This window comes from Streptomyces sp. NPDC004542 (genome assembly GCF_040610035.1).
Taxonomy (GTDB): Bacteria; Actinomycetota; Actinomycetes; order Streptomycetales; family Streptomycetaceae; genus Streptomyces.
The window spans coordinates 1-13,111 of record NZ_JBEXLP010000001.1 but is presented as its reverse complement, the minus strand read 5'-3'; the positions used below and the strand labels follow the sequence as shown (position 1 = coordinate 13,111).

Here is a 13,111-nt window from a genome sequence, read left to right as displayed (position 1 = left end):
TCCCTGCACGGAAGCAGCCGCGGAGGACCGGTTCTCGGCCCGCCGCGCGCGGGGCCGTCCACCGGCCCGACTGGTTCCCGCCCACCCGGCCCAGTCTCCTTCTCGTCGCTCCCCGACCTCATCCGAGGGGGTACGTCCTTCCGTGGTGACCAGCACAAAGCGCCACAAGCCCGACCGGCGCACCTATGTTCTCGACACCAGCGTCCTGCTGGCCGACCCGAACGCCCTGACCCGCTTCGAGGAGCACGAGGTCGTGCTCCCCATCGTCGTGGTGACGGAGCTGGAGGCGAAGCGGCACCATCCCGAACTCGGCTACTTCGCCCGGCAGGCCCTGCGCCTGCTCGACGACTACCGGGTGAAGTACGGTCGCCTCGACGCCCCCATCCCGATCGGGGAACTCGGCGGCACGATCCGTGTCGAGCTCAACCACTCGGACCCCAGCGTGCTGCCCAGCGGCTACCGCCTGGGGGACAACGACTCCCGCATCCTCGCGGTCGCCCGCAACCTGCAGGCCGAGGGGTTCGACGTCACCGTCGTGTCGAAGGACCTGCCCCTGAGGATCAAGGCGTCGTCCGTGGGACTCCTGGCCGAGGAGTACCGGGCGGAGCTCGCCATCACGGACTCCTCCGGCTGGACCGGGATGTCCGAACTGACGCTGTCCGCCGAACAGGTGGACATCCTCTTCGAGGAAGGCCATGTGTACGTGCCGGAGGCCGCCGGCCTCCCGGTGCACACCGGCCTGATGATCCAGTCGGAGCGCGGCAAGGCGCTCGGCCGGGTCACCGCCGAGGGGAACGTCCGGGTGGTGCGCGGCGACCGGGAGGCGTTCGGCATCAAGGGCCGCAGCGCCGAGCAGCGGATCGCGCTCGACCTGCTCCTCGACCCGGACGTCGGGATCGTCTCGATGGGCGGCCGGGCCGGCACGGGCAAGTCGGCGCTGGCGCTGTGCGCGGGCCTGGAGGCGGTCCTGGAGCGCCGCCAGCACCAGAAGGTGATGGTCTTCCGCCCGCTGTACGCGGTCGGCGGACAGGAGCTCGGCTATCTGCCCGGCTCCGAGGCGGAGAAGATGAGCCCCTGGGCCCAGGCGGTCTTCGACACCCTCTCCGCGGTCACCAGCCGCGAGGTCATCGAGGAGGTCACCGCGCGCGGGATGCTGGAGGTCCTGCCGCTCACCCACATCCGCGGCCGTTCACTTCACGACGCGTTCGTGATCGTGGACGAGGCCCAGTCGCTGGAACGGAACGTCCTGCTGACCGTTCTGTCCCGGATCGGCGCCAATTCACGGGTGGTTCTGACCCATGACGTGGCGCAGAGGGACAATCTGCGCGTGGGTCGCTACGACGGTGTGGTCGCCGTGGTGGAGAAGCTGAAGGGGCATCCGCTCTTCGCGCACGTCACGCTGACGCGGTCCGAGAGGTCCCAGATCGCCGCACTTGTGACCGAAATGCTCGAGGACGGGCACATCTGAGCCAAGTGTCCAACTGAGACGTTTCGACAGCCAGTTGGCGCCGTCCGGTAAAGGCCGAGAGCCTAGCCGGGCGGCGCCTTCGTGCGTGGCCTTTCGCGGAAATCCCCAGGGTCAAACCGGATGTGAGCTTTCACACGCAACTCGGAATTGCCACCCGGCGTCCGGTTACGGCAGAGTCTCCTTCCTGTCAGGCCCCGCATACGACACACGTGTACCCCCAGCGGTACGGCATTACGTGAGCACCACCCACCAACTCCATACCGACAGTCGTATGCCGCCCGAGCACCACACGGCTCTCCTCCGGGAGTCGCCCTCCGGGCCCGTGCCTCCCGTGACCCCGCAGTTGGGAGGCCAGCGTTCAGGGGCACGATTGCGTCCGCCAGGGTCACCGAAGCGGACGGTGCTGGAAGGAAACCGTGTGAGCCGGATTTCGGTCCGGGGATTCGCAGTGGCCTCGGCCACCGCGGTCACCGCCGTCGGAAGCGTCGTCGGAGTTGCCTCGGGCAGCGTCGCGCAGAACAACGACGCCGAGGCGACGGCTGCCGACACCACGCTCCTGGCGGACATCCCCGCGGGCCAGCAGGCCCAGGTGCAGACCGCGTCCCTGACGCAACAGGCCGACGCACAGGCCATCGCCGCCGACACGAGCGCCAAGAAGGACGCCGAGGAAGCGGCCCGCAAGGCCGCCGCCGACACGGCGATCCAGAAGAAGGCGGCCGCCGAGAAGGCGGCCGAGCTGGCCAAGGAACGTGCCAAGGCGAAGGAAGCGGCCAGCCGCGACGCCGTCCGCACCGAGTCCGCCACCGGCAGCTTCCCCGTGCAGAGCTCCTACACCGTCGCGCAGGTCCAGGCGATGGCGCGGCAGATCGTGGGAGCCGGGCAGTTCCAGTGCTTCAGCAACATCGTGCAGCACGAGTCCACCTGGAACTACCGCGCGGTCAACCCCTCCTCCGGCGCCTACGGCCTCGTCCAGGCCCTGCCCGGCTCGAAGATGTCCTCCGTGGGCGCCGACTGGCAGACCAACCCGGCCACGCAGATCAAGTGGGGCCTGAAGTACATGAACGAGCGCTACGGCAGCCCCTGTGACGCCTGGGCCTACTGGCAGGCCAACGGCAACTACTGATCCGGTCCACGCCGGCTCCGGTGCCTTCCGCACCGCTCTCAACCCCGCGCAGCCCCTCGCCGTCCTACGGTGAGGGGCTTTCGCCCTGTACGGTCGGACGCGACGACTCCGGGGGAGTGGTGGGGAGAAGCGGGGGAAGAGGACGGATCATGTCACGAGTGCCAGGGTGGCTCGGTCGGCTCGGAGCCGGACTGACCGAGATGGGTGAGCGGTTGGACGAGCGCAGGGCCGAAGTGGAGAAGGAGCGCGCCGGCTCCGAGACGTCCGCGTCCGAGGCCGAACCGCCCACCGTCGACTACCGGGCGCCGGTCGTCGTCCCGGTCCGCCCCGACCCCGCGCAGGCGGTGCCCTGGGGCGTGCGAGTCGCGGCCGAGGCCGGCTGGCGGCTGCTGATCCTCGCGGGCACGCTCTGGGTGCTCATGCGGGTCATCAGCGCCGTACAGCTGGTGGTGCTCGCCTTCGCCACCGCGCTGCTCATCACCGCGCTGCTGCAGCCCACGGTGGCCCGGCTGCGGCGCTGGGGGCTGCCGCGCGGTCCGGCCACCGCGCTCACCGCGGTCCTCGGCTTCGTCATCATGGGGCTGATCGGATGGTTCGTCACCTGGCAGGTGATGGAGAACATCGACAACCTCTCCGACCAGATCCAGGACGGCATCGACGAGCTGCGCAAGTGGCTGCTGCACAGCCCCTTCCACGTCACCGACAAGCAGATCAACCAGATCGCCAAGAACCTGCGGGAGGCGATCGGGGCGAACACCGACCAGATCACGTCGGCGGGCCTGGAGGGCGTCACGGTGGTCGTGGAGGCCCTCACGGGCATCCTGCTGACCGTCTTCTGCACCCTCTTCCTGCTCTACGACGGCCGGCGCATCTGGGAGTGGACCCTGAAGCTGGTGCCGGCCGCGGCGCGGCCCGGGGTGGCCGGGGCGGGCCCGCGTGCCTGGGGCACGCTCACCGCGTACGTCCGCGGCACGGTGATCGTCGCGCTGATCGACGCCATCTTCATCGGCCTCGGCATCTACTTCCTCAACGTCCCGATGGCCGTGCCGCTCGCCGTCTTCATCTTCCTCTTCGCCTTCATCCCGCTGGTCGGAGCGGTGGCCTCCGGCGCGCTGGCGGTCGTGGTCGCGCTGGTCACCCAGGGCGTGTTCACCGCGGTGATGACACTGGCGGTGGTACTGGCGGTCCAGCAGATCGAGGGCCACATCCTCCAACCGTTCATCCTGGGCCGCGCGGTGCGGGTCCATCCGCTCGCGGTCGTGCTGTCCGTCACCGCCGGCGGGATGATCGCCGGGATCGGCGGAGCGGTGGTCGCCGTGCCGCTGGTGGCGGTCACCAACACCGCGGTCGGCTACCTCCGGTCGTACTCCCAGGAACAGGCCCGCCGGCTCGCCGCCGCGCAGGCCCAGGCAGAGCCGGAGGAGCCCGCTCAGGAGGCGCCGGTTTCCTAGGCCGGCGGATCGGCTCGGTTTGGCGTCGCCCGGTCCGTCCGGCTTCGCCCGGTCCGTCCGGCGTCGCCTGGTCCGGCGGGCGGCCGGGGAGACGCCGAGGGCCCCGCCCACCGCGAGGTGAACGGGGCCCGGCCGGGAGCGGCTCACTCGGCGAGCAGCGCCTCGGCGTCCAGGGTCACGCCGACCGCCTGGACCACGGAGGCGATCTTGAACGCCTCCTGGACGACCTCACGGTCGAGGCCCGCCTTGCGGAGCACCTGCTCGTGCGAGTCGAGGCACATGCCGCAGCCGTTGATGGCGGAGACCGCGAACGACCACAGCTCGAAGTCGACCTTGTCGACACCGGGGTTGCCGATGACGTTCATCCGCAGGCCCGCGCGCAGGGTGCCGTACTCGTGGTCCGACAGCAGGTGCCGCGTGCGGTAGAAGACGTTGTTCATCGCCATCACGGCGGCGGCCGACTTCGCGGCCGTGTACGCCTCCGGCGTCAGGTTCGCCTTCGCCTCGGGCGCCAGCTCGCGCAGCACGACGGGGGAGCGGGAGGCGATCGCCGTCGCCAGCACCGTGCCCCACAGCTGTTGCGCCGGCAGCTCGGAGTTGCCGATGACCGAACCGAGGTTGAGCTTCAGGTCCTTGGCGTAGTCCGGGATCCGGGACTTCAGGGAGTCGAGCGACATGTCAGGTCACTCCCCGGCCAGCAGCTTGACCGGGTCGAGCGTCTCGTCGCCCTGGCTCCAGTTGCACGGGCAGAGCTCGTCCGTCTGCAGCGCGTCCAGCACCCGCAGCACCTCCTTGGGGTTACGGCCGACCGAGCCCGCCGTGACCATGGAGAACTGGATCTCGTTGTTCTGGTCCACGATGAACACCGCGCGCTTGGCGAAGCCGTCCTCGTCCTCGATGCCGAGGTCCCGCATCAGCTCGTGCTTGGAGTCGGCCATCATCGGGAACGGCAGGTCGCGCAGGTCGTCGTGGTCCTTGCGCCAGGCGTGGTGGACGAACTCGGAGTCGCCGGAGAAGCCGAGCACCTGGGCGTCGCGGTCGGCGAACTCCTCGTTCAGCTTGCCGAAGGCGGCGATCTCGGTCGGGCACACGAAGGTGAAGTCCTTGGGCCAGGCGAAGATCACCTTCCACTTGCCGTCATAGGTCTTGTGGTCGATCTTCTCGAACTCCCTGCCCTTCTCCAGCGATACGCAGGCGGTCAGTTCGAACTCGGGGAACTTGTCACCGACAGTGAGCACACGCTCTCCTTGCAGCGAAGAAACACCCGGATTGCGGGTGTTTCCCATGGGTTGGGCGATCTCGATGTTGGCACAGAGTGCATTGATCCGGGAAATAGCTACACTCGGTCGGGTTGATCGGAGGCGGCTATCAGTGACCATGAACAGCGGTAGACGGCGTCAGCCCAGCCTGTCCCAGCTGCGGGCGTTCGCCGCCGTGGCCGAGCACCTGCACTTCCGGGACGCGGCGGCCGCCATCGGCATGAGCCAGCCCGCGCTGTCGGGGGCGGTGTCCTCCCTCGAGGAGGCCCTCGGGGTCACGCTCCTCGAGCGTACGACCCGCAAGGTGCTGCTCTCGCCCGCCGGTGAGCGTCTGGCCGTACGGGCCAAGGCGGTGCTCGACGAGGTCGGGGCGCTGCTGGAGGAGGCCGAGGCGGTCCGGGCACCGTTCACCGGAGCGCTGCGGCTGGGGGTCATACCCACCGTCGCCCCCTACCTGCTGCCCACCGTCCTGAACCTGGTCCACGACCGCTACCCGCACCTCGACCTCCAGGTGCACGAGGAGCAGACCGCCGGCCTCATCGAGGGGCTGACCAGTGGGCGCCTCGACCTGCTGCTGCTCGCCGTACCCCTCGGCGTCCCGGGGGTCGTCGAACTCCCCCTCTTCGACGAGGACTTCGTGCTCGTCACGCCGTTCGACCACTGGCTCGGCGGCCGCGAGGGCATCCCGCGCGAGGCCCTGAAGGAGCTCAACCTGCTGCTCCTGGACGAGGGTCACTGCCTGCGCGACCAGGCGCTCGACATCTGCCGGGAGGCCGGACGGGAGGACGCCCCGGTCACCACCACGGCGGCGGGCCTGTCCACCCTGGTCCAGCTCGTCGCCGGCGGTCTCGGCTGCACCCTGCTCCCGCGTACCGCCCTCAAGGTCGAGGCGACCCGCAGCAACCAGCTCCTCACCGGCTCCTTCGCCGAGCCCGCCCCGAGCCGCCGCGTCGCCCTCGCCATGCGTGCCGGCGCGGCCCGCGGCGCCGAGTACCAGGAGCTGGCGGCCGCACTGCGCGAGGCGATGCGGCCGCTTCCCGTGCGGGTCCTGCCGGGGGACTAGGCGCGCGGTTCCGGGTGGTCGGTTCGCCGACCGCCGCGGCCGTCGGGTCCGTACCACGACGTCCGCCGGCGCGTGAAACGACGCAACAGATTCCTCAAATTATTATCATATTCACTACAGATGCTTTTTCTCTCTGTTTTTCACTCCTTTCAGGGTGTGTCTCTCTTTCGCTTCAATTGCTGCATCGAGTAGCGGACCCTCACCTCGCTACGTGCGGACGGCTCTTCCCCATCCGCGCTCCGCGGCCAGGAACTCGGAGCTGTCCGGCCTGCCTTGGGCGAGCTGACCTCCGCCTCGGGAACACCCGCAAGGAGGCACACCATGGCACCACCGAGGATCTCCGTCATCACTCCCTCCACGGCACCCCCGGGCACCACCGTCCAGATCACCGGTTCCGGACTCGCCGGTGCGACCGCCGTGAAGTTCGGCTCCACCGACGCCACCGGCTTCACCGTGCTCGACGGCTCGGTGATCCGCGCCGTCGTCCCGCCCGGTACCGGTACGGTCCTGGTCACCGTGGTGACGCCCAACGGCACCAGCAACGGCCTCGCGTTCACCTACGCGACGACGGCGCCGACCATCGCGAGCATCGCCCCGTCGTCCGGATCGAGTACGGGCGGCAACACCGTCCAGATCGCCGGTTCCGGTTTCGCCGGTGCGACCGCGGTGAAGTTCGGCTCCACCGACGCCACCGGCTTCACCGTGGTCGGCGACAACGTGATCCGCGCCGTCGCCCCGCCCGGCACCGGCACGGTCCTGGTCACCGTGGTGACACCCCACGGCACCAGCAACGCCGTCGCCTACACCTACGCCGGGTCGACCACCGGCGGAACCATCGCGAGCATCGTCCCGTCGTCCGGGCCGAGTACGGGCGGCAACACCGTCCAGATCGCCGGTTCCGGTTTCACCGATGCGACCGCCGTGAAGTTCGGCTCCACCGACGCCACCGGCTTCACCGTGGTCGGCGACAACGTGATCCGCGCCGTCGCCCCGCCCGGCACCGGTACGGTCCTCGTCACCGTGGTGACACCCGCCGGCACCAGCAACGGCGTCGCCTACACCTACACGACGGTACGAGCGACCGTCACGGCCGTCGTCCCGTCGACCGGCCCGAGTACGGGCGGCAACACCGTCCAGATCGCGGGCTCCGGTTTCACCGATGCGACCGCCGTGAAGTTCGGCTCCACCGACGCCACCGGCTTCACCGTGGTCGGCGACAACACGATCCGCGCCGTCGTCCCCGCCGGCACCGGCACGGTCCTGGTCACCGTGGTGACACCCGCCGGCACCAGCAACGGCGCCGCCTACACGTACGCCCCCGCGCCGACGACCACGGCCCTGACCGATCTCCCTGATCCGTCCGTGGTGGGTGAGCCGGTCACGTTCACGGCTACCGTCACGCCGGTTCCCCCCGCTACGGGGGTGCCCACCGGCACGGTGCTCTTCAGGTTCGGTGACGGCAACACGGCCGCCGTCGCCCTCTCCGGCGGGGTGGCGACCACGACGCACGTCTACACCACGGCCTCCGGCGCGCCGATCCCGATCAGCGCGACGTACGCGCCGGACACGAACACCTTCGCCGGTTCCACCTCACCGGCGGCCACCCACACCGTGAACATCAGCTGGTCGGCACTGGTCGATCAGACGGTCCCCGCCACCGGCACGTTCAGCCTTCGGGGCGTCGCGGTATCGAGCGACGGCACAGCCGTCTACACCACCTGGATCCAGTCGAGTCCGACGAACAGGAGGGTCAGGAAGTACTCGACGGCCGCTCCGGACACCCTGCTGGCCTCGTTCACCCTTCCGGCGAGCGCCATCGACCCGGTCAACTGCCCCGCCGGACGCGAGCAGGCCAAGTCGATCGCGACCGATGACCGGGGCTATGTCTACATCGGCTCAGGTGACCGTGACATCGCCTGCGGCGGCCCGGGAGACGTCGACCGGCCCTACGTCCTCGCCCTCGACAGCTCGCTGACGCCCGTCAGCGGGAGGGTGCAGACCTCCGACGCCGCGACCGAGGACAAACGCATCGGCGGCGCCGCCGTCCGCAAGAGCGGCAGCACGTACTACCTCTACATCTCCCGCGAGAGCGGGAGCGGCGAGGCGTACATCCAGCGGTTCGACGTGACCGATCCCACCAACCCGGTGCTCGACACCACCTTCAACGGCACGGGCACCTTCGACCTCGCCGCCCTTCCGGGATTCAGCACGGCCGGGTTCCTCCGCGGGCTGACGGTCACCCCCGACGGCACCATCTACCTCGCGAGCAACGACACGGGGAACTTCACCAACGGGACGGTCTACCGGATCGCCGGCAATCTTTCCTCGGCCACCTCCACCCCGGTGCTCGGAGCCATGGACGTCGCCCTGTTCGGCGGCAAGCTGTACGTGTCGCAGTACCTCGCGAACAACTCCCAGATCGCCGTGCTGGACGCCGCCACCCTGGCGCCGGTCGACACGCTCACGATCCCCGCGTTCCCGCACCCGAACACCGCGCTCGACACCGGCTACTCGGGGATCGACATCTCGAACACCGGCATGATCTACGTGGCGGATCAGATCTACGCCAGTGTCGCCGGCCAGGTCAGCGATCGGCTTCTCGTCTCCTCGCCGCTGCCGTAGCCCGGGCCGGCGCCGGCCGCCGGCAAGCCGTAGCGGCGTGCCTTCCGTCGGAGTGACCACCGTCCCGCCAGGACGGCGGTCACTCAGGAAGCGGCGCGTTCACCACGCGGCGGGCTGACGGCCGGTCAGGACGGCTTCACTCCGTCCGCAGCCCCTCCGGCCGCATCAGCCGCAGCAGGGGCGGCAGGCTGAGCAGGGTCACCGTGAGGACCACCGCCGCGCCCGCACCGGTCATCGACAGGACGCTCGCCCAGTCGACGCGCACCGGTGTGGCCGTCATGCGAAGCAGCACCGCGCCCAGGGCCAGGCCCACCGTGGAGGCGAGCAGCAGGCCGAGGGCGACGGGGACGGCCGTCTGCCACAGGACGGAGAGGCTCAGCGTGCGGCGCCGGGTGCCGAAGGCGACCAGCGCGGAGAGCAGCCTCTTGCGCTCGCGCAACTGCTCCAGCTGCGACACCAGCAGGCTCGCCCCGATCAGCGCCAGCACGCAGACGGCACCCACGAGCAGACCGGTGCGGATGGAGGTGAACTGCGCCGACCGCTCGCCCGCCGACCACACCAGGGCCTGCGCCGTCGGGGAGATCTCCGCGGCCGTGTTGCGCACGTACTCCTCCACGTCCGGCACGGACTCGTCCAGCGACAGGTAGACGTACGCGTACAGAGTCCCGGCCGCTCTCGCCGGCACCGCGCCGGTGGTCATCAGGATGCCGCTGCGCCGCCCGTTCGTCGGGTCCGCGACGGACCGGGCCCGCTTCATGTTCCCGGGCACGGTCCAGGCGACCTCCTTGCCCCGGTCGCCGCTGTACGACGGGTCCAGGTACAGGGTCCGGCCGGGGCGCGCGAGCTTCGACGTGGCGGCGTCGTCCTCGCCTCCCTCGAGGACGAAGACGTCACCGTCCCGGCAGGACGGCAGCGCGGCCACCTCGCGCAGGGCGGCGCAGTCGCCGACGGTGAGCTGGCTGTAGTGCTCCGCGTCCTTGCGCGTGTCCGCGAGATCGCCGCCGGCCAGGGCGGTGGCCTTGCGCACGCCCTTCGTGGCCGTGAACTTCCCGGCGGCCTCGGACAGCCGGACCCCGGCCGGCACGGACACCTGCATCTGCGCCCGCGACAGGTCGTTCGTCGACTGCTCGGTGTAGGCGCTGTCCACTCCGGAGAACAGCATCTGCAGCGCGATCGCCCCGGCCACCGCGACCGCGATGCCGTTGACCATGCGCGCCGCGGTTCCGCTGCTCAGCTGCAGCCTTCGTACGGCCAGTTGCCAGGCGACCCCGCCGGAGCCGAGCCGGTCGACGACCCTCTCCACCACCCACGGCAGCAGCGCGGTGACGCCGACCAGCAGCAGCACGACGCCGCCGGCGACCAGGTACTGGTTGAAGTCCCCGTGGTCCCTGCCCTTCCCGATCATCGGGTAGAGCATCCCGAGCCCGCCCAGCGGCAGCAGCAGCCGCCACCACAGGCGCCGGCGCGCCGGCCGTGCCGTACGGACCACGCCCAGCGGCTCGATCACCACCCCGCGCAGCGCGAACAGCGTGACCGCCACGGCCGCCGCCGGGACCGCGACCGCGACCAGCACGGCGAGCAGCGGGGAGGGGGTGAGGTAGCTGGGGAAGACGCTGAAGTCGAAGAGCTCGACGGAGCCGGCCGCCTCACGGCACATCAGGAAGAAGACCGTGCCGAGGACCAGGCCGAGCAACGCGCCCGCGAGGGCCTCGCCCGCCGCGATCCGGCGGGTCATCCGGCTGTCGGAGCCGACCAGGCGCAGCGCCGCCAGTCTGCGGTCGCGCCGCTCGCCGCCGAACCGCACGGCCGCGGCGATGAACACGGCGACCGGCATCAGCAGCACGACGAGGACGACGAGGACGAGCAGGAGCAGCACCGGGTCCATCCGCTCCTGCGACGGATTCGGTTCGCCGTAGCGGTCGATGCGGTCCACCTGGGCGTGGTCGATCCGCGCCGCGAGCCCCTTCACCCCCGCGTAGTAGGTGAGTTCCCGCGAGCCGACCAGACCGCTCTCCCCGATCGTCCCGGCGATCCGGTACGGCAGCCGCCCCCGCAGCAGCTTCCCGTCGTCGGAGGCCAGCAGCGACTTCAGCGCGGGGGAGACCACCATCTCGCCGGTGGCCGGGTACGTCTCCACGCCGGGCGGCAGCGGCGCGCGCGGCCCCTCGGGCTCCACCAGGCGCCCGCGGATCTCACTGCTCCGGAACTGGGAGTCGATGTCGGCGATGACGAGGGTGTCGTCCGCCTTGGGCAGCGTCTTCTGGTGGTACGTGTAGTCCCGCCGCGCGTCCTCGCGCTCGTGCCGCACCGCCAGGGCGTTCGGTATCGCCGTCGTCAGCAGCAGCAGCGCCACGCCGAGTCCGACGCCGATGCCGGTCAGCAGCATCCGTACCCAGCCCTCGCGTCCGCCCGCCAGGGCGAACCGGGCCCCCATGGCCAGATCCCCGAACGACTGCCGCAGCCTCATACGGCCCGCTCCATGTCCCGTGACCTGCCGTCCCGTACGACGATCTCGCGGTCGGAGTAGGCGGCCACCCGGGCCTCGTGGGTCACCAGCACGACGGCCGCGTTGGTCGACCGGGCGGCGTCCGTCAGCAGTTCCATCACGCGCTCGCCGTTGAGCGAGTCGAGCGCGCCGGTCGGCTCGTCGGCGAACAGCACCCGGGGAGCGGTGACGAGGGCGCGTGCCACGGCGACCCGCTGCCCCTGACCGCCGGAGACCTCGCCGGGCCGCTTGCCCCGGAGGTCGTCGACCTCCAGCCGTTCCATCCAGGTGAGCGCGGTCCGCTCGGCCTGCTTGCGGGGCGTGCCGTTCAGCCGCAGCGGCAGCGCCACGTTCTCCACGCAGGTCAGTTCGGGCACCAGCTGGCCGAACTGGAACACGAACCCGAACTCGCTGCGCCTGAGCGCACTGCGCTCGGCATCGCTCATCGTGGCCAGTTCCCGCCCGTCGTAGGTGATCGAGCCCGAGTCGGGCGGCACGATGCCGGCGAGGCAGTGCAGCAGCGTGGACTTGCCGGACCCCGAGGGGCCCATCACGGCGACGACCTCCCCGGCGTGGATGGAGAACTCGGCGCCGTCGAGCGCGAGGGTGGGGCCGTAGGCCTTGCGGAGGTCCTCTGCGGCGAGCAGGGAGCCGGGGGGAGGAGTCATCGGGCCACCGCCTCACGGAGCTTGTCGAGGCGCGCGGCGGTCAGCTCCAGCCAGCGCAGGTCGGCCTCGAGGTGGAACAGGGCGTGGTCGCAGATCAGCTGGTCCGCCAGATCGCCCCTGCGCTTGCGGTCGGTCAGGATCCGCATGCTGCGCAGGTGTTCGGAGCGCTGGGTGTCGAGGATGTCGGCCGCGTCGCGCTGGGTCAGCAGCGCGAGGACGACCTTGGTGTACAGCGTCGACTGGAGGTAGGGCTCCGGCTTCTCCGGCGTGGCCAGCCACTGCTCCACGTCGGTGACACCGGCGTCCGTGATCGCGTACCGCTTGCGCTCGGGCCCGCCGCCCGCCTCGATCCCGTCGACCTCGACGAGGCCGTGCTTCAGCAGTCGGGACATCGTCGAATAGACCTGGCCGTAGTGCAGCGGCCGGTCGTGACCGAACTTCTCGTCGAAGGCCCGCTTCAGGTCGTAGCCGTGTCGCGGACCGGACTCCAGGAGCCCCAGAAGGGTGTGACCGATGGACATGCCGAGCACTCTACACATGGTGTATACGCCGCATGTATACGCGGAGTGTGTAGACCGTGGCGGCTGGTACACCCCCGCAGGTGGGGCCCGATTGTCACGGTTCTGCTACACGCCGCGCTGCCGCGTCCGCTGGGGTGCCTCGGCGTGCCCGGCCCGCCGCACGGCCGCCCGTGGGGCGCGCTACGCGGCCGAGCCGTCGGGTTGCGGCCTGCGGGACGGCGGCCGGCCCGGCGCTGGCCGGTGGGCGTCCGGGGGGTGGGTCCGGTCGGTGACCGGCCACGACTGGGCCTGGGCCTCGGCGGCCGGGTCGTCGCCTGCGGGCCGGCGATGAAGGCCGGCGTCGGGTACGGCCGCGGGGGGGCCGCGGGGGCAGGCGCGGGCCCCCCCCCGGCCCGGGGCCGCGGGATTGGGCCCCGCCCCCCCCGCCCGGCTCGGCAGAGAGGGCTGGTTG

10 protein-coding genes are annotated in these 13,111 nt (G+C 70.8%); 5 read left to right on the top strand and 5 right to left on the bottom strand.

The annotated features are described in order from the left end of the window. Positions 1–142: 142 nt before the first annotated feature. From ABZX30_RS00050 to ABZX30_RS00040, 3 genes are all read left to right on the top strand, one after another. The gene (locus ABZX30_RS00050; protein ID WP_355926742.1) at positions 143–1,468 is read left to right on the top strand and encodes a PhoH family protein; all 1,326 of its coding nucleotides are present in this window, start codon (positions 143–145) and stop codon (positions 1,466–1,468) included. Between the two features lie 418 nt (positions 1,469–1,886). Further along, the gene (locus ABZX30_RS00045) at positions 1,887–2,591 is read left to right on the top strand and encodes a transglycosylase SLT domain-containing protein (protein WP_355926741.1); all 705 of its coding nucleotides are present in this window, start codon (positions 1,887–1,889) and stop codon (positions 2,589–2,591) included. Positions 2,592–2,740: 149 nt separating this feature from the next. Continuing rightward, positions 2,741–4,042, top strand: a complete 1,302-nt coding sequence (locus ABZX30_RS00040) for an AI-2E family transporter (protein WP_355926738.1) — start codon at positions 2,741–2,743, stop codon at positions 4,040–4,042. A 143-nt stretch (positions 4,043–4,185) separates the two neighbouring features. On the opposite strand, the gene ABZX30_RS00035 is transcribed toward ABZX30_RS00040, so the two are convergent. Together ABZX30_RS00035 and ABZX30_RS00030 are read right to left on the bottom strand one after the other, a co-directional pair. Further along, a complete protein-coding gene (locus ABZX30_RS00035) occupies positions 4,186–4,719 on the bottom strand; it encodes an alkyl hydroperoxide reductase (protein ID WP_355926736.1) in 534 nt (177 codons plus the stop codon). Between the two features lie 6 nt (positions 4,720–4,725). Next, positions 4,726–5,280: a peroxiredoxin gene (locus ABZX30_RS00030; RefSeq protein ID WP_355926734.1), complete on the bottom strand. Its 555-nt coding sequence runs from the start codon at positions 5,278–5,280 to the stop codon at positions 4,726–4,728. Between the two features lie 139 nt (positions 5,281–5,419). On the opposite strand from ABZX30_RS00030, the gene ABZX30_RS00025 reads away from it, so the two are divergent. Continuing rightward, positions 5,420–6,364, top strand: coding sequence for a LysR substrate-binding domain-containing protein (locus tag ABZX30_RS00025; RefSeq protein WP_355926732.1), 945 nt, complete (start codon positions 5,420–5,422; stop codon positions 6,362–6,364). A gap of 321 nt (positions 6,365–6,685) precedes the next feature. Continuing rightward, entirely contained in the window at positions 6,686–8,986 is a 2,301-nt protein-coding gene (locus ABZX30_RS00020) for an IPT/TIG domain-containing protein (protein ID WP_355926731.1), read from the top strand. A gap of 136 nt (positions 8,987–9,122) precedes the next feature. Here the strand turns inward: ABZX30_RS00020 and ABZX30_RS00015 are convergent, their stop codons facing one another. The 3 genes from ABZX30_RS00015 to ABZX30_RS00005 are packed head-to-tail and all read right to left on the bottom strand — an operon-like array spanning position 9,123 to position 12,660. After that, a complete protein-coding gene (locus tag ABZX30_RS00015; protein ID WP_355926728.1) occupies positions 9,123–11,453 on the bottom strand; it encodes an FtsX-like permease family protein in 2,331 nt (776 codons plus the stop codon). Continuing rightward, the gene (locus ABZX30_RS00010; RefSeq protein WP_355926726.1) at positions 11,450–12,139 is read right to left on the bottom strand and encodes an ABC transporter ATP-binding protein; all 690 of its coding nucleotides are present in this window, start codon (positions 12,137–12,139) and stop codon (positions 11,450–11,452) included. Before ABZX30_RS00010 ends, ABZX30_RS00015 begins: the two co-directional genes overlap by 4 nt. Then, the gene (locus ABZX30_RS00005) at positions 12,136–12,660 is read right to left on the bottom strand and encodes a PadR family transcriptional regulator (protein ID WP_355926724.1); all 525 of its coding nucleotides are present in this window, start codon (positions 12,658–12,660) and stop codon (positions 12,136–12,138) included. Before ABZX30_RS00005 ends, ABZX30_RS00010 begins: the two co-directional genes overlap by 4 nt. Positions 12,661–13,111: the final 451 nt, after the last annotated feature.

Bases quoted from the DNA above. Each gene is read 5' to 3' on its own strand.
- ABZX30_RS00015 (WP_355926728.1), bottom strand. From the start codon at position 11,453: ATGAGGCTGCGGCAGTCGTTCGGGGATCTGGCCATGGGGGCCCGGTTC.
- ABZX30_RS00010 (WP_355926726.1), bottom strand. From the start codon at position 12,139: ATGACTCCTCCCCCCGGCTCCCTGCTCGCCGCAGAGGACCTCCGCAAG.
- ABZX30_RS00035 (WP_355926736.1), bottom strand. From the start codon at position 4,719: ATGTCGCTCGACTCCCTGAAGTCCCGGATCCCGGACTACGCCAAGGAC.
- ABZX30_RS00040 (WP_355926738.1), top strand. From the start codon at position 2,741: ATGTCACGAGTGCCAGGGTGGCTCGGTCGGCTCGGAGCCGGACTGACC.
- ABZX30_RS00020 (WP_355926731.1), top strand. From the start codon at position 6,686: ATGGCACCACCGAGGATCTCCGTCATCACTCCCTCCACGGCACCCCCG.
- ABZX30_RS00025 (WP_355926732.1), top strand. From the start codon at position 5,420: ATGAACAGCGGTAGACGGCGTCAGCCCAGCCTGTCCCAGCTGCGGGCG.
- ABZX30_RS00005 (WP_355926724.1), bottom strand. From the start codon at position 12,660: ATGTCCATCGGTCACACCCTTCTGGGGCTCCTGGAGTCCGGTCCGCGA.